Here is a 21,239-nt window from a genome sequence, read left to right on the forward strand (position 1 = left end):
TCACCCAGTAAAAACGTAAGCCCCCTGTAGGAGCGAGCATGCTCGCGATGGTCGTTAACGATAACGCTGGGAACCTGACACCCCGTGTCGTTCTCAGGTCCATCGCGAGCATGCTCGCTCCTACATAGGGGTGTATCAGATCAGGACAGGAACCCACCGTCGACGTTCAGCGAAACGCCCGTGGTGTAGCTCGATGCGTCGCTCGCCAGGTACAGCACGGCGCCGGCCATCTCGCTTGGGTCTGCCACGCGCTTGAGCGGGATCTGCTGCAGCGCAGTGTTCAAGATCGCCTCGTTTTTCACCAGCGCCGACGCAAACTTGGTATCCGTCAGGCCCGGCAGCAGGGCGTTGCAGCGGATGCCAAACTGCGCGCATTCCTTGGCAAACACCTTGGTCATGTTGATCACTGCTGCCTTGGTCACCGAGTAGATACCCTGGAAGATCCCGGGAGAGACGCCGTTGATCGATGCGACGTTGATGATGCTGCCGCCGCCGTTTTCGCGCATCAGTTTGCCGGCTTCCACTGACATGAAGAAGTAACCGCGGATATTGACGTCGACGGTCTTCTGGAAGGCGCTGAGGTCGGTGTCCAGCACGTTGCAGAATTGCGGATTGGTCGCGGCGTTGTTGACCAGGATGTCCAGGCGCCCGAACTGTTCCTTGATGCCGGCGAAGACCTGGCTGATCTGTTCCATCTCGCCGATGTGGCAGGCGATGGCGGTGGCTTTGCCCCCGGCGGCGATGATCGCGTCCGCCACGTGCTGGCAGCCCTCGAGTTTACGGCTCGAGACGATCACGTGGGCGCCTTGCTGGGCCAGCAGTTTGGCGATGGCTTCACCGATGCCGCGGCTGGCGCCGGAGACGAATGCGATCTTGCCGTCGAGGTCGAACAACTGAGTCTTGGACATGATTTTTCCTTTTTATGGAGCCGAAATCGCCTTCTGTAAGAGCCCGGCTTGCCGGCGAAGGCGTACCTGAGGCCGCCTTCGCCGGCAAGCCGGGCTCCTACAAGTGGGAGTGGTATCAGAGGCTGGATTTGTGGATGACCTGCAAGCTCATCTGCTCCAGGAGTTTGTTCATGTGAATGAACTGCGCGAAGCGTTTGTCCTGGGTCTGGCCATGGTAGAAGCGGTAGTAGATCTGCTGCACGATACCGGCCAGGCGGAACAGGCCGTAGGTGTAGTAGAAGTCGAAATTGTCGATTTCGATGCCTGAACGCTGGGCGTAATAGTCGACGAATTCGCGACGGGTCAGCATGCCCGGTGCGTGGCTGGGCTGACGGCGCATCAACTGTACCGGCGCCGGATCACCGGCTTCGATCCAGTAGGCGAGGGTGTTGCCCAGGTCCATCAATGGGTCGCCCAGGGTGGTCAGTTCCCAGTCGAGCACGCCGATAATCTGCATCGGGTTGTTCGGGTCGAGGATGACGTTGTCGAAGCGGTAGTCGTTGTGCACGATGCTGGAGGTCGGATGATCGGCCGGCATCTTGTCGTTGAGCCAGGCTTTCACGGCTTCCCACTGCGGCGCATCGGGGGTCAGGGCTTTCTCGTAACGATCGCTCCAGCCTTTGATCTGCCGCGCCACGTAGCCTTCGGGCTTGCCGAGGTCGCCCAGGCCGTAGGCGTTGTAGTCGACACGGTGCAGTTCGACGAACTTGTCGATGAAGCTCTTGCACAGTACTTCGGTCCTTGCCGAGTCCAGCCCCAGTTCCGGCGGCAGTTCGGAGCGCAGGATGATGCCGTTGACTCGCTCCATCACATAGAACTCGGCGCCGATCACCGCTTCGTCAGTACAGTGCACGTAGGCCTTCGGGCAATACGGAAAACCGTCGCGCAGTTGATTGAGGATGCGGAATTCGCGCCCCATGTCATGGGCGGACTTGGCTTTGTGACCGAACGGCGGGCGACGCAGGACGAACTCCTGTTCGGGGTACTCCAGCAAGTAGGTGAGGTTGGACGCACCGCCCGGGAACTGGCTGATCCGTGGCAGGCCGCTCAATCCCGGAATGTGGGCCTTGAGATAGGGATCGATCAGGCTGGCATCGAGTTCTTCGCCGGCGCGGGTGCGGGTGGATTGGTCAGTAAGCGTCATGCTTATCCCTTCTGCTTATTCTGGAGGCCTGAAACTATTGGCTAATCTAATGCGCGCACCCGGCACCCACAACCTCGAACAGCCCTTATAGGTGAGCGTGTTGCCGGGCAATCATTGCTTTTGATACACCCGTTTGAATTGCCTTACTGGACGGCTTGTGTAACCACACCCTTGGGCAATTCGATGGGGGTCAGCACGGGCTGGCCGGAAAAATACGCCACGAGGTTGCGCCCCACCAGTTCCACGGTGCCTTGGGTGGCCTCGGGGGAAAGCCCGGCCACATGCGGGCTGAGGATGACGTTCGCCAGGGCCTTGAGGGCATCCGGCACCTTGGGCTCGGCATCGAAGACATCCAGCGCAGCACCGGCGATCCGCCGCTGCTCAAGCGCGGTAATCAGGTCGGCTGTGACCACTACGCTGGCGCGGGCGATGTTGACGAAAAATCCGTTGGGCCCCAGGGCCTCGAGCACCTGCCGATTGATCAGGTGCTTGGTGCCCAGTCCTCCCGGGGTGGCGGCGATCAAAAAGTCCGAGGCACGGGCCAGTTCGGTGGGTGTCGAGCAGAACTTGTAGGGCACATCGCTGCGGTGCTGGCGGTTGTGGTAACTCACCGTCATGTCGAAGCCCGCGGCGGCACGTTTGGCGATGGCCATGCCGACCGCGCCGAGGCCGAGAATGCCCAGGCGCTTGCCGGCCAGGGAAGGGCGCATGATTTTTGGCCATTCACCCCGACGTACCGCGGCATCGCAGCGGGGGATATCGCGCACCAGCGACAGCAGCAATGACATGGCATGGTCTGCCACCGAAGAGGCGTTGACCCCGGCGCCATTGGTGACGGTGATGCCCCGGTCGGCGGCGGCTTGCAGGTCGACTTGTTCGTATCCCGCGCCAATCACGCAGATGATCTTGAGGTTGGGCAGGGCGGCGATTTCATCGGCGTATAGACCGAGAGGGCCCCGGGTCAGGACGGCGTCGATCTGGCCGCTGTGTCGGGTGACGGCCTCGGCGCGCTCGGCAGGCGTGGGCGCCAGGATCAGGTGAAAGCCCTGATGTTCGAGGATGGGCAAGTAATCATTGATGGTTTCAACCAGTACCAGAACGGTTGCAGGCATGCTTTGCTCCTGTGGGCAGCGGGCAGTCGGGCGCGAACGTCGGTCGAGAGTGCTGGTTGCGAACCTTTTTGGCAATCTCACTGGCGTCGCTCCTCAGTGTAGGAGCTGGCGAAGCCTGCGATCTTTTTAAGGCAGCGAATATTTTTGATGACGCCGAATATTCAGTCCGGGGCAGGGGACTCTGTCAGAAAATTCTGGGCCGCCTCGAGGATTTCCTCCGACAGGGCGTCACCCCGGGTGGCCCGCGCCAGTGTCAGCGCGCCGACCATCAGTGAATACTGCACCAGCGCTTGCTGCCGCTTTTCGGCGGCATCGTCCGAATCCATCAGTTCGCCCAGGGCATCGAGCAGTCGGTTCAGGCCGGCCATGAACGGCTCGCGCAGGCTGCTGTCGGCGTGCTCGTGGCACATGTCGCCGGCAAAGGCCACCACCGGGCAGCTTTCACCGGGGTTATCGCGGCTGTAGACCGACAGGTAAGGCTTGATCAGTGCCTGGCGCGCCGCCGCCTTGTCGTCGCCCTGGGTGATTCGTTCGCGCCATCGCGTACCCACTTCTTTGAATGCCCGCTCGCTGGCCTCCCTGGCCAGCGCTTCCTTGGACTGGAAGTGACCATAGAAGCCGCCATGGGTCAGCCCCGCCGCCGCCATCACGTCGACGACGCTGATCCCGTGCAGGCCGCGTTCGCGAAACAACCGTGTGGCGGCATCGACGATGATTTCACGGTTGAGGTCGGCTTGTTTGCGGGAAACGCGGGGCATGGGCGGCTCACAGGTCAATAAGTTGGCGATCAGAGTGCGTATTGGGCAATGCCATTGCCGAACGACCAGTTCTCTTTCTTCACTTCCACCAGATTAATGAAAACATCGTCCAAGCGCACGGCCAGTTGCGTATTGAGGCTTTCGACGATGGTTTTGTAGAGCAGCTTTTTCTGCTCCAGGGTTCGGCCTTCGCTCAGGGTGATCTGGATGACCACCAGGTTGTCGGTGCGCTGGATGCCCAGGTACTGGGGATCGAAGATGAAATGCTGGTCGTCGTGCTCGGCAAGAATCTGGAAGTTATCGTTTTCCGGCACGCCAATCGCACTGCGCAAGGCAGCGTAGATCAGTTGTCCGACACGTTTGGCGTAGGTGGGGTCCTGCTGTTTCTTGAGGTCGACGCGAACCAGGGGCATGGGGTGACTCCAGAGGGTTGACAGGTTCTTTAAAAATACATGATGAATAACCTTTATCAAGCGCGCATCGTCGTCTGCCATTGATTGCGAGTCCTTGCAGGGGGGCAAAGGTGCAACCTGGTACCACCGTTCCTCACCTAAGTCTTTGCTTCTGTTCACTAATCCTCCAGAATCGCGCCCCTGTTTCGGCCAGGCGCTGCCTGTCGGGTATTCCGACGCGTCCTGGCCGGGTGGCAAGTGACCGGAATGTGGAGATCCCACCGGATGAATGATCAGGCCAATAGCGTTAACGAACGCTTTGTAGCAGCGACACCCGCAACTCTTACGAGCTGGAATCGCCAGGACACCACCTGGATGCTGGGCTTGTTTGGTACGGCGATTGGCGCGGGAACCCTGTTTTTACCGATCAATGCGGGCCTGGGCGGATTCTGGCCGCTTTTGGTCCTGGCATTGCTGGCGTTTCCGATGACGTTCTACGCACACCGAGGCCTGACCCGCTTTGTGCTGTCTGGCCGCGAAGGCGCGGACATCACCGAAGTGGTGGAAGAGCATTTCGGGCTCAAGGCCGGTGCGTTGATCACCTTGCTGTACTTCTTCGCGATCTTCCCGATCCTGTTGATCTACAGCGTGGCCCTGACCAACACCGTGGGCAGCTTCCTCGAACATCAACTGCACATCATGCCGCCACCGCGTGCGGTCCTGTCGTTCGTGCTGATCCTCGGCCTGCTGGCCGTGGTGCGCTGCGGCGAGCAGGTGATCGTCAAGGCGATGAGCCTGATGGTCTACCCGTTCATCGTCGCGCTGCTGTTCCTGGCGGTGTTCCTGATTCCACACTGGAACGGCGGCATCCTGACCACGGCCAGCACGCTGCCTGAGCCATCGGCGTTGCTGCGCACCTTGTGGCTGGCGATTCCGGTAATGGTGTTCTCGTTCAACCATTCGCCGATCATCTCGGCATTCGCCGTGGACCAGAAGCGCCGATACGGCGAGCACGCCGAAGAGCGCAGCTCGCAGATCCTGTCCCGGGCCCACGCGTTGATGGTGGTGATGGTGCTGTTCTTCGTGTTCAGCTGCGTGTTGACCCTATCGCCGGCGCAACTGGCCGAGGCAAAGGCACAGAACCTGTCGATCCTGTCGTACCTGGCCAACCACTTCAGCAATCCGACCATTGCCTTCGCGGCACCGTTGATTGCCTTCGTGGCCATCTCCAAGTCGTTCCTGGGGCACTACATCGGCGCCAGCGAAGGCCTCAAGGGCCTGATCGTCAAGAGCGGCAAACGTCCAGCAGCCAAGACCCTGGACCGCATCGTCGCGGCGTTCATGCTGGTGGTGTGCTGGATCGTCGCCACGCTGAACCCGAGCATCCTCGGCATGATCGAAACCCTGGGCGGTCCGGTGATCGCGGCAATCCTGTTCCTGATGCCGATGTACGCCATCCGCAAGATACCGGCGATGGCACGTTATCGTGGCCAGGCGTCGAACGTGTTTGTAGTGGCAGTTGGGCTGGTGGCGATCTCGGCGTTGATCTATTCGCTGAGTGCCTGATTGCTGGTTTGATTGATCGTTCCCACGCTCTGCGTGGGAATGCAGCCCGGGACGCTCCGCGTCCCTTTCCAGAGCTGGAACGCGGAGCGTTCCTTGAGGCATTCCCACGCAGAGCGTGGGAACGATCGGTACAGGCATAAAAAAACGCCGCTCATCTCACGATGGGCGGCGTTTTTCATTGCTTTGAAACGTTAGGCTTGAACGACCGGGATGTTGGCGTTCGCAGCAGCTTCACGGAACTCGGCAATCTGGTCGAAGGACAGGTAGCGGTAGACATCGGCCGCCATGCTGTCGATCTTGCCAGCGTATTCCATGTACTCCTCGACGGTCGGCAGGCGACCCAGGATGGAAGCCACGGACGCCAGTTCAGCCGAAGCCAGGTAGACGTTCGCGCCGTCACCCAGACGGTTCGGGAAGTTACGGGTCGAAGTCGACACTACAGTCGAGTTCGGCTCTACACGTGCCTGGTTACCCATGCACAGCGAGCAGCCTGGCATTTCCATGCGCGCGCCAGCCTTGCCGTAGATGCCGTAGTAGCCTTCTTCGGTCAGCTGGTGAGCGTCCATCTTGGTCGGCGGCGACAGCCACAGACGGGTTGGCAGCTGACCCTTGACCTGTTCCAGCAACTTGCCGGCAGCGCGGAAGTGACCGATGTTGGTCATGCACGAACCGATGAACACTTCGTCGATCTTCTCGCCAGCAACGCTGGAGAGCAGGCGAGCGTCGTCCGGGTCGTTCGGCGCGCAGAGCACAGGCTCCTTGATGTCGGCCAGGTCGATCTCGATGATCTCGGCGTATTCAGCGTCTTTGTCCGCTTGCAGCAGCTCAGGGTTGGCCAGCCAGGCTTCCATCGCTTGAGCGCGACGTTCCAGAGTGCGTGCATCGCCGTAGCCTTCGCCGATCATCCAGCGCAGCAGGGTGATGTTGGACTGCAGGTATTCGGCAATCGACTCTTTGGACAGCTGGATGGTGCAACCGGCAGCCGAACGTTCGGCCGAGGCGTCAGACAGTTCGAACGCTTGCTCTACGGTCAGCTTAGGCAGGCCTTCGATCTCCAGGATGCGGCCGGAGAAGGCGTTCTTCTTGCCTTTCTTCTCTACGGTCAGCAGGCCTTTCTGGATCGCGTAGTAAGGAATGGCGTGAACCAGGTCACGCAGGGTGACGCCTGGCTGCAGTTCGCCTTTGAAGCGAACCAGGATCGACTCAGGCATGTCCAGCGGCATGACGCCGGTGGCCGCGGCGAATGCTACCAGGCCGGAACCGGCCGGGAACGAGATGCCGATCGGGAAACGGGTGTGCGAGTCACCACCGGTGCCGACGGTGTCTGGCAGCAGCATGCGGTTCAGCCACGAGTGGATGATGCCGTCGCCCGGACGCAGGGAAACGCCGCCGCGGGTCATGATGAAGTCAGGCAGGGTGTGGTGGGTGGTCACGTCGATCGGCTTGGGGTAAGCCGCGGTGTGGCAGAAGGACTGCATCACCAGGTCGGTCGAGAAGCCCAGGCACGCCAGGTCTTTCAGTTCGTCACGGGTCATTGGACCGGTGGTGTCCTGGGAACCCACGGTGGTCATCTTCGGTTCGCAGTAGGTGCCCGGGCGAACGCCGGTCACGCCGCAAGCCCTGCCGACCATTTTCTGCGCCAGGGTGAAGCCCTTGGTGCTTTCAGCTGGAGCTTCAGGCTTCTTGAACAGCGTCGAAGGTGGCAGACCCAGCTCGGTACGAGCTTTCTCGGTCAGGCCACGGCCGATGATCAGCGGGATACGGCCGCCGGCGCGCACTTCGTCCAACAGGACCGGGGTCTTCATTTCGAAGGTGGTCAGGACTTCGTCGGTGCCGTGCTTGCAGACTTTGCCAGCATGCGGGTACAGGTCGATCACGTCGCCCATGTGCATGTTGGATACGTCGAATTCGATTGGCAGTGCGCCAGCATCTTCCATGGTGTTGTAGAAGATCGGAGCGATCTTGCTGCCGAAGCAGAAACCGCCGGCACGCTTGTTCGGCACGTAGGGAACGTCGTCGCCGAAGAACCACAGTACCGAGTTGGTGGCCGATTTACGCGAAGAACCGGTACCGACCACGTCGCCAACGTAGGCGATCGGGAAGCCGGCGTTGCGCATTTCTTCGATCTGCTTCATCGGGCCGGTGACGCCTTGTGCGTCAGGCACGATGCCGTCGCGAGCCATTTTCAGCATGGCCAGGGCGTGCAGCGGGATGTCCGGGCGGGACCAGGCATCAGGTGCAGGGGACAGGTCGTCGGTGTTGGTCTCGCCAGTCACCTTGAACACACGCAGGCTGATCTTGTCGGCCAGCACAGGGCGTTTCACGAACCACTCGCCGTCAGCCCAGGACTGCAGCACGCCTTTGGCGTGTACGTTACCGTTCTTGGCTTTTTCAGCGACGTCGTGGAAGGCATCGAACATCAGCAGGGTGTGCTTGAGTTCTTCGGCCGCTACTGGTGCCAGCTCGGCGTCGTCCAGCAGGTTGACCAGGGTCACGATGTTGTAGCCACCCTGCATGGTGCCGAGCAGTTCAACAGCGCGCTTCTTGTCGATCAGGGGGGATTTGGCTTCGCCTTTGGCGATGGCGGACAGGAAGCCGGCCTTGACATAGGCTGCTTCGTCCACTCCAGGCGGAACGCGATTGGTGATCAGGTCAACGAGAAATGCTTCTTCGCCAGCCGGGGGGTTCTTCAGCAGCTCAACCAGGCCTGCAGTTTGTTCGGCGTTAAGCGGCTGGGGAACGATACCCAGTGCTGCACGCTCTTCGATATGTTTGCGGTAGGCTTCAAGCACAGTTATTACCCTCATCAGTGGTCCCAAATGGGTGTCCGGGACGCTCATCCCGAAATTGCCGTACTCATGCGCTGCGTGGCGTTGTGAGCCACTTAGCCAGAATTACCGACAATTCCTTACAGAAGCTGCTTTCAAAGTTTTACGCCTGCAGAACGGGAGCTGATGAGGGTTGGCGTTGGGCTTTTCCCCGCTGGAAAAACCCCTCGCCAACACCGCTCTGAAGGAACGACTGTGCTCGTGACGCTTTGAAAACAGCTTCTAACGGACATTGGCGCCTAAAAAGGCAGGCTGATTCTACGGCAAAAAAAAATTAAAGGTAAGTTGGCACCTGAAACTTTGAGGGGTGATCAATGTTAGACAAAGGGCTAACATGCCGTCCTGTTTTGCTTTTTCGCGTTTTGCCTACCTATGCCCAATCAGACCATCAAGACCCCCTGCGTCGGCCTTTGCTCCACTGTTTACGGTGATTTGGTGTGCCGTGGCTGCAAGCGTTTCCACCACGAAGTGATTCACTGGAACGGCTACAACGAGGAAGAAAAGCGCGCAGTATGGCTGCGTCTCGAGCAGTTGTTGTCCCAGGTGATGGCCGCCAAGGTGGAGATTTTCGATCCGGCGTTGCTGCGAACGCAGCTGGAACAGCGCAAGATCCGCTTTGTGCCGCATCAGTCCCAGTATTGCTGGGCCTACCAGTTGATCGCCCGGGGCGCGCGGGTCATCAACAACCTGCAAGCCTACGGGATGGTGTTGTTGCCGGAGTTTCGCGACTGGAACCTGCCGGAACTGCGCGACGCCATCGATCGGGAATTTTTCCTGCTGTCCGAGGCGCATTACCAGCGGTACATCGCGCCGGGGTTCCTCAAGGACGCGTTTGGCGGCTAGACCCTGAAAGCTTCGCGAGCAAGCCCGCTCCCACATTCAACCGCGTTCCTCCAGTTGATATGCGGTTGAGTGTGGGAGCGGGCTTGCTCGCGAAGACGGCCTGACAGGCGCTACGAATCTCAATGCTTGACCGCCAACTCCTCCAGGTGATCCTCGACTTCCTGGGGCTTGAGCACCAGCACATCGCTCTCTACCGCATCGAGCACCACTTCCGCCGTATTGCCGATCAACGTCCCCGATAAACCACTGCGCGCCACGGTGCCGATCACTGTCACGGCCGCCTGCAGCTTGTGCACCATGAACGGAATCAACACATCCGCCGGGCCCTCGGCAATGTGCAGGTGTTCGTTGTCGATGTCGAACTCGGCCTGGAACGCCTTGCATTGTTCGCGATAGCGCGCCTCGATGGTCTCGCTCAGCTGCAACGTTGGGTCGGCTGCCGACAGCATGGGCGAAGGATGAGCACTGATCACATGCAGATGCGCCTTGGCCAGGCTGGCGATGTCGTAGCCGTAATCGATGATGGTGTTGTGCAGATGACGGTGTTCACTTTCCATATTGCCAACGTCGACAGCCGCCAGGATCACCTTGTCCTTCCACGAACCGGCGGTTTTCACCAGCAGCACCGGGGTAGGGCAGTGGCGCAGCAGTTTCCAGTCCACTGGGGTCAGCAGGGCCTTTTTCAGCGAGCTGTCAGGGAAATGCTGTTTGATGACCAGCCCGCAGCCCTCGGCCTGCTGCACGTCGACGATGGTTTCGTGCAGGCTTTCATTCCAGGCCTGTTCGGTCGTGACGCTGTACCCGTCTTGCAGCAGGGCAGCCTTGAGCACGCCCAGCATGGCGCTGTGATCGTGCTTGCGGTCACACACCAGCAAATGCAGGTGCGCCTGGGTTACACCGGCGATCAGTTTGGCTCGTTTGAGTGCCAGGCTTTCCGAATGCTCGGGGTCGATGACCACCAGGATGCTGCGAATGGCTTGCATGATCGGGATCTCCTGAAAATGAAAAAGCATGGCGTTGCACAACTATAGTTGCTGTGCGGCAATCGGTGACTTGATGCATATCAACGGTGTGACTGGTGGTCTTCGGGCAGGCCGGTATAATCGGCGCCCTTCGTTTTATACCTTTTCTACCCTTTTTCCGTGAGCCCCATGATCCTTCCCGAAATTCACGAGTTCCTCGGCTGCCGCACCCCGGATGGCTGGGTTCAGGCCGCTTTGGCCGATCAGGACACCTTGCTGATCGACCACAAGAATTGCGAGTTCAAGGCGGCCAGCACGGCGCTTAGCCTGATTGCCAAGTACCACTCCCACGTCGACCTGATCAACATGATGTCGCGTCTGGCCCGGGAAGAGTTGGTGCACCATGAGCAGGTCATGCGCCTGATGAAAAAACGCAAGATCGGGTTGCGCCAACTGTCCGCCGGGCGCTACGCCTCGGGACTGCGCAAGGTGGTACGCAGTCACGAACCGGTCAAGCTGGTGGATACGCTCGTGGTCGGTGCGTTCATCGAGGCCCGCAGCTGCGAGCGTTTCGAGGCGTTGGTACCACACCTGGACGAGGAACTGGGCAAGTTCTACTTCGGCCTGCTCAAAAGCGAGGCCCGGCACTTCCAGGGCTACCTGAAACTGGCGTACCAGTACGGGGACGCCAAGGACATCGCCCAGGTGATAGACAAGGTGCGGGCCGCCGAGCAGGAACTGATCGAATCGCCGGATGTGGAGTTTCGCTTCCACAGTGGCGTGCCAGTGGCGGCGTAAAAATCAACAAATCGCGGGCTTAACGGCTCAAGCCCAGGCGCTCATGCCACTCGGCGATCGATTCTTCGGGATAACCCTCGAACTGTTTATCGCCAGGCTTCACCTCGACCTCCACCCAGGAGGCCTTGGAGTCCAGCAACAAATGTGTGTGCTGCGGCGCCAAGGGCAGCGGCGTGTCGATCGCCGAGGCGAATGGGTGGATCAATTCCGGCCATTCAGGGCTGAATAGCCACAAGCCCGAGCCGCACAGCGAGCAGAAATGCCGCTCGGCACTGCTGCGGTGGGCGCGCTGCTCGCCTTCGCCCTTGAGCAGCGCATGGTAGATCGCGATGTTCTTGCGCCCGCGCACCTTGAGGCTATGGGCGTCACCGGCAATATTGATCGCATAACCGCCACCGCCCTGGGTCTTGCGGCAGATCGAGCAGTAGCAGCGTTGATAGGGGTAGGGATGGGCGCTGGTCAGGCTGAACGACACCGCGCCGCAATGGCATGAGCCTTCGAGTTGCATGGGAATCTCCAGTGGCCGAATTGACTCGGTTCAGCCTAGAAGATATGCGGCGCGATTGCCGACGCCTTCGCGAGCAGGCTCGCTCCCACAATGATCCGCAAAGCCCACAAAACCTTTGTGGGAGCGAGCCTGCTCGCGAAGAACGATAACGCGGTCCCACTGGACGCCTACCTTCCACCGGGTCAGCATGGGCGCCTCGAAACCCGGACTCGACCCGATGCGCCGATTACCCTCCCTCGCAGCCCTCAGAACCTTCGAATGCGCCGCCCGTCACGCTCATTTTGGCCGGGCGGCGGCGGAGTTGTGCGTGACTGACAGCGCCGTCAGTCATCAGATCCGCCAGTTGGAAGAACAGCTCGGCGTTTCGCTGTTCGTGCGCGAAGGCCGGCAGATTCGTCCGACCGTGGCCGCCGGGCGCCTGATGCAAAGCTTGCAGCAGGCCTTTGAACTGATCGGTGATGCCTGCGATGAGCTTCGCGACCCTTCGTCCCTGGCGGTGTTGCGCCTGGCGGTCACTGCCGAGCTGGCGCAGAAGTGGCTGATGAGTCGCCTTTCGGATTTCTATGCGCGTTATCCGCACATCACCTTGCACCTCTACGAACAGCCGATCGATGCCACGGCGCCGGGAGAAGACATCGACCTGGCGATCACCTACGGCACGGGCCCGGTGGACAGCAGTGCGTATTTCGTCCGGCCATTGCCGGCGCTGCAGTTTTTTCCGGTGTGCAGTCCTGGCCTATTCAACCAGGGCACCCTGAAAACCCCCAGGGACCTGGCCCGCCATTGCTTGCTGCATGACGATCAGGATGGCAAGACCTGGACCGCCTGGCTCACCAGCCATGCCGGCGACCAGCGCCCCGAACGGCAACTGTACTTCGCCCATGCCGGATTGGCCCTGGAAGCCGCGGCCCAGGGGCAGGGCGTCGCCATGGGCGATAACCTGACGGCCCAGGAAGATTTGCTCAGCGGTCGCCTGGTCCGGCCATTCACCTCAAGCATAACGGCATTGGGGCAATACGCGCTGGTGTGCGAGCGGGTTCGCCTGGAGCGGCCTGCCGTGACGCAGATGCTCGAATGGTTCAACGATCAACTGATCGATTGATGAGTTGAATTCAAGTGTTCCGAAATAATCATCGTTGGCGAGGAGGGCGCTCGCGACCTTAGCCTGTGGTCATTCCAATCCCCGCTGATGAGGTTTGCCCATGGCACGTTTGCTCGACTCCACGCCCAAACTTGACGGTTTCCGGTTGCCCGGTGAATTCGAAACCAAGTCCGGCTGCTGGCTCGGTTGGCCTGAACGCACCGACGTCTGGCGCAATGGCGCCAAGCCTGCGCAGAAAGTCTGGGTGCAGATCGTCACCGCGATCTCCCAGAGCGAGCCGGTTACCGTCTGCGCTTCGGCCGCGCAATTCGCCACCGCTCGCCGCCAGTTGCCGCCGCAAGTACGTGTAGTGGAAATGACCTGCAACGACACCTGGTTCCGCGACAGCGGTCCGTGCTTCGTGGTCAACGACCAGAGCGGTGAAGTGCGCGGCGTGGATTTCGAGTTCAACGCCTACGGCGGCCTCGACGGCGGCTTGTACTACCCGTGGGACAAGGACGATCAGATCGCCAGCAAAATCCTCGAAATCGAACGCTTCGACCGCTATCGGGCACCGTTGATTGCAGAGCTGGGCGGTATCCAGAGCGACGGCCAGGGCAGCATTCTCACCACCGAGCAATGCCTGCTCAACCGTAACCGCAACCAGCATCTGGGCAAGGACGAAGTCACCAGGCGCTTGACCGATTACCTCGGCGCCGAGCAGGTCATCTGGCTGCCACGGGGCTGCAAGTTCGACGAAACCGACGGCCACGTCGACGATCTGGCGTGCTTCGTACGCCCGGGCGAGGTAGTGCTGCAATGGACCGACAATCGCGACGACCCGCAGTGGGAAATCTACCAGGAGGCCTACGACATCCTGCGCAGTACCCGCGACAGCCGTGGTCGCGAGCTGATCGTGCACAAGCTGCCACAACCGGATGTGCTGGAGTGGACAGCCGAAGAGGCCGAGGGCCTGGACCAACAGGACAGCACGCATGCTCGCCGGGCTGGCACGAAAATCTGCGCGTCCTATATCAATTACTACGCCGGTAACACCTCGATCGTTGTGCCGCTGTTTGGCGACCGCAATGATCAGGTGGCGTTGGCGACCCTGGCCGAACTGTTCCCGAGGCACAAGATCGTCGGCATCGAAAACTCCCGGGAAATTCTCCTCGGTGGCGGCAATGTCGCGTGCATCACCATGCCGCAGTACGCCGGTACTGCCTGCAACGAACAGGGAGTTTGATCATGGGCCTGCACAAACTGACCCAAGCGTTACTGCTGGTGCTTGCACCCCTGTGTGTGCAGGCCGCCGACACCGCCAAACCGGTGGTGAACCTGTACATCTGGGGCGAGTACCTGGCCCCGGACACCTTGACCAACTTCGAGAAGAAAACCGGTATCCATGTGGTCGTCGATCACTTCGATTCCCTGGAAACCGTCGAGACCAAATTGCTCACTGGTCGTAGCGGTTACGACCTGGTGCTGACGGCGGGGCAGCATCTGTCGCGAGCCATCCAGAGTGGTGCGATCCAGACCGTGGATAAACAGCAGATACCGCACTTTGCCGGCGTCGGCGAAGAGTTCCGTCAGCACATGGCCGTGTTCGATCCGGGTAACCGTTACGCCGGGATCTACGCCTGGGGAACCACTGGCGTGGGTTATCAGGAGGAGGCGGTCAAGCAGCGCCTGCCCGATGCACCGACGGACAGCTGGGCAATGCTGTTCGACCCGACGGTGGTTTCGAAATTCGCCGATTGCGGGGTCAGCCTGCTCAACGATCCGAACGAAGTGTTCGCGGCGGTCATGAAGTACCTGGGCCTGGACATCAACCGCCAGAACCTCGATGACCTGAAACTGGCCGAACAGCAGCTGGCGAAGATTCGCCCCTACATTCGCTACTTCGACAACGACCTGAACATCAGCGACCTGGCCAACGGCAATACCTGCGTGGCGATGTCGTGGAACGGGAACGTGGCCATTGCGGCGGGCCAGGCAAAAGCGGCAGGAAAGCCGTTTTCATTGAAGTACCGGATACCGAAAGAGGGCACGCTGATCTGGTTCGATGCCATGGTCATTCCCAAGGACGCGCCGCATCCCGAGGCGGGACTGGCATTGATGGACTACCTGATGACACCTGAAGTGATCGCGCCGATTACCGACACCATCCACTATGCCAATGCCATCACGGCGGCGGATAGCTTGATCGATCCGGCGATTCGCAATGATCCGGGGACTTATCCGCCGCAGGCGGTGCGAGCGTCGTTGTACAGCAAGAATGACAATGGCAAGGCGTTCAACCGCGCTTTGATTCGGGCGTTCAGCCGGTTGAAATCGGGGTTGTGATGGGCTTGGGCAGTCAAGCTCCAAGCAAACCTGTGGCGAGCTGGGCTGCGCAGCAGTCCCATTTTTTGGGGCCGCTTCGCAGCCCAGCGGGGATGAATCCCCTCGCCACAGTCCGTTTAACGGCTGGGCACCCGCCACAAATACCACGCTGCCACCGTCCGATACGGGCTCCAGGCCAACCCGATCTCGATCATCTGCTTGCGCGTCGGTTGCACCTGGAGCCCCTTGAGCCGTCGATAACCCTCGCGTACGCCAAAGTCATCGGCCGGCAAGATGTCCGGCCGCTCCAGGCTGTAGATCAATAGCATCTCGACCGTCCAGCGCCCCACGCCGCGCAGGGTCACCAGGCGTTCGATCAGTGCTTCATCGTCCATGGCCAGCGCCGTGGCGTAATCCGGCACCACGCCGTCCAGTGCAGCCTGAGCGATGCCTTGAATGGTTGCGATCTTGCTGGCGGAAAAGCCGCAACTGCGCAGTCGCTCAAAATCAGTCGCGACAATCTGCCCAGGCTGCGGAAACGCCACCGATGGGTACAGCGCCAGCAACCGGCCGATAATCGCATCCCCGGCCTTGGCGTGCAGTTGCTGGTAGGCGATCGCCCGCACCAGTGACTCATAGGGATCGCGGGCTGTGTGAGGTTGATGCAGGCACGGGCCGATGGCGTCGATGTGGCGACGCCAGTCGTCATCCAGGTTCGCCAGCCATTGGGTGGCCTGTTGGTAGGGGACAGGCATAGAGCATCCTTGGAGCGGCTGACGAACGCCGCCTGTGATCAAAAGGCCAGTTGCTCGGTAATCTGCACCGCCGCCTTTTCCAGCCTGAGCAGGAATGCCTTGCGCGGCTGTCCTCCAGCGTAGCCGGTCAGCGAGCCGTCGGCGCCGATCACCCGATGGCAGGGTACGACAATCGAGAGGCGGTTATGACCGTTGGCCAACCCCACGGCCCGACTGGCGCCGGGTTTGCCCAGGGTGGATGCGATCGCTCCGTAGGTGGTGGTCTGGCCGTAGGGGATGTGTGCCAGTTCGGCCCATACCTGGCGGGAAAATTCGCTGCCGGGCATGTGCAGGGCAACGCTGAATTCAGTCCGTTTTCCGGCGAAATATTCGCTCAGTTGGTCTTCGATTTGCTGCAAATGCCCGTTATGCCCTGGCGCCACGACGTAACCAAAGCGGTTTTGCAGCGCTTGCACTTCCCGGCTCAGGCTGGGCTGGTCGAGGAACTCCAGTAACACCAGTCCGCGACGTTCGGCCATGGCGATCATCGGCCCAAGCGGTGTGATCAGGCGCGTGAACAGCAACGGCTCACTGTTGACGGCGCGGCCCGGCGTGATGTGGAACGACTTCTGGAATGCATCGCGAAAACCGCTGAGGGATTCGTAACCGGAGTCGTACGCGGCGCTGTCGATGGAGTGGCCCTGCTTGATCCCGCCCAAGGCCATGCCAAGGCGTCGGGTGCGCAGCCAAGCATGAAAGGTCATGCCCAGATGCTGCTTGAACCAGCGACGCAGTTTCAGCGGCTCGATGCCTTGGGCGATTAACTGGGCATCGGTCCAGCGCTGCTCGGGATCGGCGTCCACTGACTTGAGCAACTGTTGGACCCAGTGCGGCGCTATCGCCGCGGCGTCCATGGGTTTGCAGCGCAGGCAAGCGCGGTAGCCCGCCGCCAGGCATTCATCGGCGTGGGCGAAGAACTCGACATTTTCAGGTTTCGGGCTGCGCGCGGTGCAGCCAGGACGGCAGAAAATACCGGTCGTCTTGACCGCGGTAAAAAACACCCCCTCGTAGGCGGTGTCTCGTTCGAGCATGGCGCGGACCATCTCGGCGTGGGGCGGCAGTAGCGTGTTTTGTAGGTTCATGGGTTGAGCTTAAGCGGCGGGGCAGAACCCCTCCACCGGAAAATCGACAGGGAATTGCCCGCGTTCACCGGCAGGTGCCCAAGGGCGCGCGATCCGCCAGTTCTTCCAGAAGATCTGCGGAGGGAGCGAAAAACAGGCCACCGGTGACTGCGGTGCTGAAATCCAGCAAGCGGTCGTAATTACCGGCGGGCTTGCCGACAAACATGTTCTCGAGCATCTGCTCCAGAGGTTCGGGCGAGCGCGCATAGCCGATGAAGTAGGTGCCGAATTCGCCAGCGCCTGGCCGGCCAAAGGGCATGTTGTCGCGCAGGATCTTTACTTCTTCGCCGTCCTTGGTAATGGTCGTCAAGGCACTGTGCGAATTGCTCGGCTTGACCGAATCGTCGAGTTCGATATCGGATAACTTCGTCCGCCCGATAATCCGCTCCTGCGCCTCGACGGATAACGCGTTCCAGGCATCCATCTTGTGCAGGTACTTCTGCACCAGTACATAGCTGCCTGCGCTGAAACACGGGTCTTCATCGCCCACCATCGCGAAGCTGTCAGCCTTGCGTCCAACGGGATTTTCGGTGCCATCGACAAAGCCGATGATGCTGCGCATGTCAAAATAGCGGAAGCCCTGGACTTCATCGACCACCGACACCGCATTGCCCAGCGCTGAGAGCAATTGCGTCGCCAGTTCAAAGCAGAGGTCCATCTGCTCAGCCCGAATGTGCAGCAACAGATCGCCAGGGCTGGAGATGGCGCGCCGTTCCTCGGGTCCGAATTCACGGAAGTTGTGCAGCGAGGCGGGACGCGGGTGGCCAAACAAGGTGTCCCATGCCGCGGAGCCAAAACCACAGATGCACGACAGGTTACCGGAGGGCACCCGTTTGCCTACCGAGCGTGTGAGGGCTGCGATGTCTGCGCACCAGCCCCGCACTTTGCTGGCGGCGTCACTGCCGGGAACCAGGGTTGCCACGATAAAAATCGCGCTGCGGGTAATGGGGCTGCAGATGGACTGTGCGTCCGGCGTTGATTGATCCATCGGCAGGTGTCCCCATGAGCGGTAGTTTGGTCAGGCCCGACGCGCCATCAGCAACACTGAAGCCGCCGCCGACAATAACCCTGCGCAGCAGCGATTGAACATCCGCTTGCCCGAAGGTTTGGCAAACCAGCGGCGCATGTGCAGGCCCATGTAAGCGTAGGCGCCGATAGCGATCCATTCCAGCATCAGGAACAACGCGCCCAACAGCGCAAATTGCGGTGCGATGGCGTGGGTCGAGTCGACGAATTGCGGCAGGAACGCGGTGAAGATCAAGATTGCCTTCGGGTTGCCGGCCGCCACCAGGAACTCTTGCCGAGCCAACGCCAGCATCCCCACCGGCGGGGCGCTCACCGCGGTTTCTGCGCCGGGGTGGGCACGCCACAATTGCCAGGCGAGATAAAACAGGTACGCGGCACCGAGAATCTTGATTGCGTAGAACAGCAATTCCGAGGTTTGCAGCACCACCGCCAGACCGGCCGAGGCGAGGGCGATCATGCCGGCGAAAGCGAGCAGGCGACCCATGCCCGCCAGGCAAGCGGTGCGGTAGCCGTAGCGGGTCGAATTGCTGACCGACAGCAGGTTGTTCGGGCCTGGCGCCATGTTCAGGGCGAAGCAGGCTGGAAGGAAGAGGGTAAGGGTGGTGAGGTCCATGTTCGGCTCCAGCAGCAGAAGCCGTATTTTTATCACAGCTGCCCAGGGACTTGACCCGTACAGTCAGGGACACAGGCAGCGTACCAGTGGCTAGCGCGCGAATTTTTTCGCCCCTGCCACACACAGGATCACCGCCACGGTCACGCCCAGCATGGACAGGCTGACGTGTTCATGCAGCAAGGTGGCGGCCAGTGCCAGGCCGAAAAAGGGTTGCAGCAATTGCAGTTGCCCGACGACGGCGATGCCCCCTTGCGCAAGCCCGCGATACCAGAACACGAAGCCTATCAGCATGCTGAACAGCGACACGTACCCCAGGCTGAACCAGGCCGGCGTACTGATGCTGGCGAACGAGCCAGGCAACCGCCACAAGGTCAATGCAGCCATGGCTGGCAACGCAAGTACCAGCGCCCAGGAAATCACCTGCCAGCCGCCGAGTGTGCGCGATAGCTTTGCACCTTCGGCATAACCCAGGCCGCAAGCCAGGATCGCCAACAACATCAGGATGTCGCCTAGGGGTGAGGCCGTCAGGCCCTGGGCTACGGCGAACCCGACCACCAGCAGGCTGCCCAGCACCGAGAAGACCCAGAACACTGGCCGGGGGCGTTCGCCTGCGCGCAAGACGCCGAACACCGCAGTTGCCAGCGGCAGCAGGCCGACAAATACGATGGAGTGTGCGGATGTGATGTACTGCAGCGCCAGCGCAGTCAGTAGCGGAAACCCCACCACCACGCCCAATGCCACGATGGTCAGGGGCACAAGCTGATGTCGGCCGGGGCGTTTTTCCCTGAACAGCAACAGCAGGCACAGCGCCAGAATTGCGGCGAGGGTAGCGCGGGCTACCGTGAGGAACAGCGGATCGAATTCGAGTACCGCCACCCGCGTCGCGGGCAGCGAGCCGCTGAAGATCACCACGCCAATCAGGCCGTTGATCCAGCCGCTGGCATTTTTTTGCAGCGTCGGGTTTTGCAGGTTAGAAGTCCGTTCCATGTGACTCACGCTCATTGTTTGATTGCACGAAACCATCCTATGGCTGACTATCGATACAATCAAAAAATTGTCATGGATACATTTGCACATGCCTCGATCCCGCTACAAAACGCTGGTTGACGCCTTTGCCGCTGACATCCGCTCGGGGCGTTTGCCTCCGGGTACACGCTTGCCGACCCACCGGCAATTGGCCACTGAGCACGGTTTGGCGTTGGTCACCGCGAGCCGGGTGTATGCCGAGCTTGAGAGCATGGGCCTGGTCAGTGGTGAAACCGGACGTGGGACTTTTGTCCGGGAGACTTCACTGCCGCCGGGCCAGGGCATTTCGCAATCGGTGGTCGCGGCGGGGATGATCGACCTCAACTTCAACTATCCGTCTTTGCCGGGTCAGGCTGACCTGTTGCGCAACGCCCTGCGTCAGCTCGCGTTGTCCGGTGACCTGGAGTCCCTCCTGCGTTACCAGCCTCACGCCGGGCGTCTGCATGAGCGGGCTGCGTTCGCCCGACATCTGGGCGAGCGTGGCCTGAACGTGCCAGCCGAACAGGTGCTCATCGTCAGTGGCGCCCAGCACGGCCTGGCAGTGGTACTGATGAGCCTGCTCAAGCCTGGCGATGTGATTGTTGCGGATGCCTTGACCTATCCGGGCTTCAAGACGCTGGCGGAAACACTGCATCTCGAAGTCCTGCCCATTCCCGTAACGGACAACGGACCTGATCTGCCGGCCCTGGATAAACTTTGCCGCACTCGATCGGTGCGAGCGGTGTATTCGATGCCGACCCTGCACAATCCGCTGGGTTGGGTAATGGACGCTGATCAGCGCCAGCATCTGGTGGCTATTGCACGCCGGTATGACCTGACGATCATTGAGGATGCGGCCTACGCTTTCCTGGCCGAAAACGCACCGCCACCGCTGGCGGAAATGGCACCGGAAAGAACCGTGTATGTCAGTGGCTTATCCAAGAATGTCGCCACCGGCTTGCGCGTTGGTATTGTCGCCGCGCCGGCGCAATGGGTTGCCGGGTTTGAGCGCACTATCATGGCGACCACCTGGAACACCCCCGGGGTGATGACCGCCATTGCCGCGGCCTGGCTAGAGGACGGCACTGTCAGCCGGCTCGAGGCGCAAAAACGCGCGGACGCACAGGCCCGCCAAGCCTTGGCTCTTGAGGTGCTGAGGGGGCTGCGGATCATCAGCCATCCGTCCTCGTACTTTATCTGGTTGCCCTTGGCCGAAGACGCCAGGGCCGATCAGATCGCCATGGCGCTGATGCGCGAGCAGGTGTCGGTGTCGCCCGCCGAACCCTTTGCGATTACCCAGCATGTTCCGCATGCGCTACGCCTGGCGCTGGGCTCGGTGGACATGGACGCGCTAAGCCAGGCATTGGTGACGGTGAAGAGGGTGGTCAGCTATTACTCATGACGGGCACATCCTTG

At 60.7% G+C, this 21,239-nt stretch carries 20 protein-coding genes; 7 read left to right on the top strand and 13 right to left on the bottom strand.

All coding sequences use genetic code 11. The annotated features are described in order from the left end of the window. Nucleotides 1-140: 140 nt before the first annotated feature. From AC1Q8Q_RS18160 to AC1Q8Q_RS18180, 5 genes are all read right to left on the bottom strand, one after another. On the bottom strand, nucleotides 141-908 hold the full coding sequence (locus AC1Q8Q_RS18160) for an SDR family oxidoreductase (RefSeq protein ID WP_007976320.1): 768 nt from the start codon (nucleotides 906-908) through the stop codon (nucleotides 141-143). 115 nt (nucleotides 909-1,023) lie between these two features. Beyond that, nucleotides 1,024-2,091, bottom strand: coding sequence for a phosphotransferase family protein (locus AC1Q8Q_RS18165; protein ID WP_489325284.1), 1,068 nt, complete (start codon nucleotides 2,089-2,091; stop codon nucleotides 1,024-1,026). Between the two features lie 143 nt (nucleotides 2,092-2,234). Further along, complete coding sequence (locus tag AC1Q8Q_RS18170; RefSeq protein WP_083348952.1) at nucleotides 2,235-3,203, bottom strand: 2-hydroxyacid dehydrogenase; 969 nt, start codon at nucleotides 3,201-3,203, stop codon at nucleotides 2,235-2,237. Between the two features lie 161 nt (nucleotides 3,204-3,364). Next, entirely contained in the window at nucleotides 3,365-3,961 is a 597-nt protein-coding gene (locus tag AC1Q8Q_RS18175) for a TetR/AcrR family transcriptional regulator (protein WP_033042322.1), read from the bottom strand. A gap of 29 nt (nucleotides 3,962-3,990) precedes the next feature. Then, nucleotides 3,991-4,374 carry a tautomerase family protein gene (locus tag AC1Q8Q_RS18180; RefSeq protein WP_033042324.1) on the bottom strand — a complete coding sequence of 128 codons (384 nt, stop codon included), beginning with the start codon at nucleotides 4,372-4,374 and terminating at the stop codon, nucleotides 3,991-3,993. 264 nt (nucleotides 4,375-4,638) lie between these two features. Here AC1Q8Q_RS18180 and AC1Q8Q_RS18185 point away from each other — a divergent pair, with 264 nt between their 5' ends. Then, nucleotides 4,639-5,919 (top strand): serine/threonine transporter, encoded by a 1,281-nt coding sequence (locus AC1Q8Q_RS18185; RefSeq protein ID WP_020801253.1) that lies wholly within the window; start codon nucleotides 4,639-4,641, stop codon nucleotides 5,917-5,919. A 191-nt stretch (nucleotides 5,920-6,110) separates the two neighbouring features. Here AC1Q8Q_RS18185 and acnB read toward each other — a convergent pair whose 3' ends face one another. After that, nucleotides 6,111-8,711: a bifunctional aconitate hydratase 2/2-methylisocitrate dehydratase gene (gene acnB / locus AC1Q8Q_RS18190; protein ID WP_020796321.1), complete on the bottom strand. Its 2,601-nt coding sequence runs from the start codon at nucleotides 8,709-8,711 to the stop codon at nucleotides 6,111-6,113. Nucleotides 8,712-9,119: 408 nt separating this feature from the next. On the opposite strand from acnB, the gene AC1Q8Q_RS18195 reads away from it, so the two are divergent. Continuing rightward, nucleotides 9,120-9,590 (top strand): DUF1289 domain-containing protein, encoded by a 471-nt coding sequence (locus AC1Q8Q_RS18195; RefSeq protein ID WP_033042326.1) that lies wholly within the window; start codon nucleotides 9,120-9,122, stop codon nucleotides 9,588-9,590. Between the two features lie 119 nt (nucleotides 9,591-9,709). On the opposite strand, the gene AC1Q8Q_RS18200 is transcribed toward AC1Q8Q_RS18195, so the two are convergent. Further along, the gene (locus tag AC1Q8Q_RS18200) at nucleotides 9,710-10,573 is read right to left on the bottom strand and encodes a universal stress protein (RefSeq protein WP_032831959.1); all 864 of its coding nucleotides are present in this window, start codon (nucleotides 10,571-10,573) and stop codon (nucleotides 9,710-9,712) included. A 168-nt stretch (nucleotides 10,574-10,741) separates the two neighbouring features. Between AC1Q8Q_RS18200 and AC1Q8Q_RS18205 the strand changes: the two genes are divergently transcribed. Continuing rightward, a complete protein-coding gene (locus AC1Q8Q_RS18205; RefSeq protein ID WP_008063957.1) occupies nucleotides 10,742-11,350 on the top strand; it encodes a MiaE family protein in 609 nt (202 codons plus the stop codon). A 19-nt stretch (nucleotides 11,351-11,369) separates the two neighbouring features. Here the strand turns inward: AC1Q8Q_RS18205 and AC1Q8Q_RS18210 are convergent, their stop codons facing one another. Then, on the bottom strand, nucleotides 11,370-11,858 hold the full coding sequence (locus AC1Q8Q_RS18210; protein WP_151142416.1) for a GFA family protein: 489 nt from the start codon (nucleotides 11,856-11,858) through the stop codon (nucleotides 11,370-11,372). Between the two features lie 217 nt (nucleotides 11,859-12,075). On the opposite strand from AC1Q8Q_RS18210, the gene AC1Q8Q_RS18215 reads away from it, so the two are divergent. The 3 genes from AC1Q8Q_RS18215 to AC1Q8Q_RS18225 all read left to right on the top strand — a co-directional run bounded on the left by AC1Q8Q_RS18215 (nucleotide 12,076) and on the right by AC1Q8Q_RS18225 (nucleotide 15,285). Then, on the top strand, nucleotides 12,076-12,960 hold the full coding sequence (locus AC1Q8Q_RS18215; protein WP_168758002.1) for a LysR substrate-binding domain-containing protein: 885 nt from the start codon (nucleotides 12,076-12,078) through the stop codon (nucleotides 12,958-12,960). Between the two features lie 100 nt (nucleotides 12,961-13,060). Beyond that, nucleotides 13,061-14,185, top strand: coding sequence for an agmatine deiminase (aguA, locus tag AC1Q8Q_RS18220; protein ID WP_489325146.1), 1,125 nt, complete (start codon nucleotides 13,061-13,063; stop codon nucleotides 14,183-14,185). A 2-nt stretch (nucleotides 14,186-14,187) separates the two neighbouring features. Then, complete coding sequence (locus AC1Q8Q_RS18225; RefSeq protein ID WP_020796314.1) at nucleotides 14,188-15,285, top strand: extracellular solute-binding protein; 1,098 nt, start codon at nucleotides 14,188-14,190, stop codon at nucleotides 15,283-15,285. A 116-nt stretch (nucleotides 15,286-15,401) separates the two neighbouring features. On the opposite strand, the gene AC1Q8Q_RS18230 is transcribed toward AC1Q8Q_RS18225, so the two are convergent. The 5 genes from AC1Q8Q_RS18230 to AC1Q8Q_RS18250 all read right to left on the bottom strand — a co-directional run bounded on the left by AC1Q8Q_RS18230 (nucleotide 15,402) and on the right by AC1Q8Q_RS18250 (nucleotide 19,805). Continuing rightward, nucleotides 15,402-16,019, bottom strand: coding sequence for a DNA-3-methyladenine glycosylase family protein (locus AC1Q8Q_RS18230; protein WP_492615323.1), 618 nt, complete (start codon nucleotides 16,017-16,019; stop codon nucleotides 15,402-15,404). A gap of 38 nt (nucleotides 16,020-16,057) precedes the next feature. Beyond that, nucleotides 16,058-17,140 carry a bifunctional transcriptional activator/DNA repair enzyme AdaA gene (locus AC1Q8Q_RS18235; RefSeq protein ID WP_492615324.1) on the bottom strand — a complete coding sequence of 361 codons (1,083 nt, stop codon included), beginning with the start codon at nucleotides 17,138-17,140 and terminating at the stop codon, nucleotides 16,058-16,060. Nucleotides 17,141-17,204: 64 nt separating this feature from the next. Continuing rightward, complete coding sequence (locus AC1Q8Q_RS18240) at nucleotides 17,205-18,167, bottom strand: Dyp-type peroxidase (protein WP_492615325.1); 963 nt, start codon at nucleotides 18,165-18,167, stop codon at nucleotides 17,205-17,207. Nucleotides 18,168-18,197: 30 nt separating this feature from the next. Continuing rightward, nucleotides 18,198-18,818, bottom strand: a complete 621-nt coding sequence (locus tag AC1Q8Q_RS18245) for a LysE family translocator (RefSeq protein ID WP_033045614.1) — start codon at nucleotides 18,816-18,818, stop codon at nucleotides 18,198-18,200. A 90-nt stretch (nucleotides 18,819-18,908) separates the two neighbouring features. Then, nucleotides 18,909-19,805 (bottom strand): DMT family transporter, encoded by an 897-nt coding sequence (locus tag AC1Q8Q_RS18250; RefSeq protein WP_033045613.1) that lies wholly within the window; start codon nucleotides 19,803-19,805, stop codon nucleotides 18,909-18,911. An 88-nt stretch (nucleotides 19,806-19,893) separates the two neighbouring features. Between AC1Q8Q_RS18250 and AC1Q8Q_RS18255 the strand changes: the two genes are divergently transcribed. Further along, nucleotides 19,894-21,225 carry an aminotransferase-like domain-containing protein gene (locus tag AC1Q8Q_RS18255; protein WP_492615326.1) on the top strand — a complete coding sequence of 444 codons (1,332 nt, stop codon included), beginning with the start codon at nucleotides 19,894-19,896 and terminating at the stop codon, nucleotides 21,223-21,225. Nucleotides 21,226-21,239 lie beyond the last annotated feature (14 nt).

It is taken from the genome of Pseudomonas sp. GW823-FHT06B06, from assembly GCF_058795195.1.

Coding starts and splice junctions, on each gene's coding strand:
- AC1Q8Q_RS18185 (WP_020801253.1), top strand. CDS start 4,639: ATGAATGATCAGGCCAATAGCGTTAACGAACGCTTTGTAGCAGCGACA.
- AC1Q8Q_RS18175 (WP_033042322.1), bottom strand. CDS start 3,961: ATGCCCCGCGTTTCCCGCAAACAAGCCGACCTCAACCGTGAAATCATC.
- AC1Q8Q_RS18170 (WP_083348952.1), bottom strand. CDS start 3,203: ATGCCTGCAACCGTTCTGGTACTGGTTGAAACCATCAATGATTACTTG.
- AC1Q8Q_RS18250 (WP_033045613.1), bottom strand. CDS start 19,805: ATGGAACGGACTTCTAACCTGCAAAACCCGACGCTGCAAAAAAATGCC.
- AC1Q8Q_RS18195 (WP_033042326.1), top strand. CDS start 9,120: ATGCCCAATCAGACCATCAAGACCCCCTGCGTCGGCCTTTGCTCCACT.
- aguA (WP_489325146.1), top strand. CDS start 13,061: ATGGCACGTTTGCTCGACTCCACGCCCAAACTTGACGGTTTCCGGTTG.
- AC1Q8Q_RS18160 (WP_007976320.1), bottom strand. CDS start 908: ATGTCCAAGACTCAGTTGTTCGACCTCGACGGCAAGATCGCATTCGTC.
- AC1Q8Q_RS18210 (WP_151142416.1), bottom strand. CDS start 11,858: ATGCAACTCGAAGGCTCATGCCATTGCGGCGCGGTGTCGTTCAGCCTG.
- AC1Q8Q_RS18165 (WP_489325284.1), bottom strand. CDS start 2,091: ATGACGCTTACTGACCAATCCACCCGCACCCGCGCCGGCGAAGAACTC.
- AC1Q8Q_RS18235 (WP_492615324.1), bottom strand. CDS start 17,140: ATGAACCTACAAAACACGCTACTGCCGCCCCACGCCGAGATGGTCCGC.
- AC1Q8Q_RS18245 (WP_033045614.1), bottom strand. CDS start 18,818: ATGGACCTCACCACCCTTACCCTCTTCCTTCCAGCCTGCTTCGCCCTG.
- AC1Q8Q_RS18240 (WP_492615325.1), bottom strand. CDS start 18,167: ATGGATCAATCAACGCCGGACGCACAGTCCATCTGCAGCCCCATTACC.
- AC1Q8Q_RS18255 (WP_492615326.1), top strand. CDS start 19,894: ATGCCTCGATCCCGCTACAAAACGCTGGTTGACGCCTTTGCCGCTGAC.
- AC1Q8Q_RS18230 (WP_492615323.1), bottom strand. CDS start 16,019: ATGCCTGTCCCCTACCAACAGGCCACCCAATGGCTGGCGAACCTGGAT.
- AC1Q8Q_RS18215 (WP_168758002.1), top strand. CDS start 12,076: ATGCGCCGATTACCCTCCCTCGCAGCCCTCAGAACCTTCGAATGCGCC.
- AC1Q8Q_RS18180 (WP_033042324.1), bottom strand. CDS start 4,374: ATGCCCCTGGTTCGCGTCGACCTCAAGAAACAGCAGGACCCCACCTAC.
- AC1Q8Q_RS18225 (WP_020796314.1), top strand. CDS start 14,188: ATGGGCCTGCACAAACTGACCCAAGCGTTACTGCTGGTGCTTGCACCC.
- AC1Q8Q_RS18200 (WP_032831959.1), bottom strand. CDS start 10,573: ATGCAAGCCATTCGCAGCATCCTGGTGGTCATCGACCCCGAGCATTCG.
- AC1Q8Q_RS18205 (WP_008063957.1), top strand. CDS start 10,742: ATGATCCTTCCCGAAATTCACGAGTTCCTCGGCTGCCGCACCCCGGAT.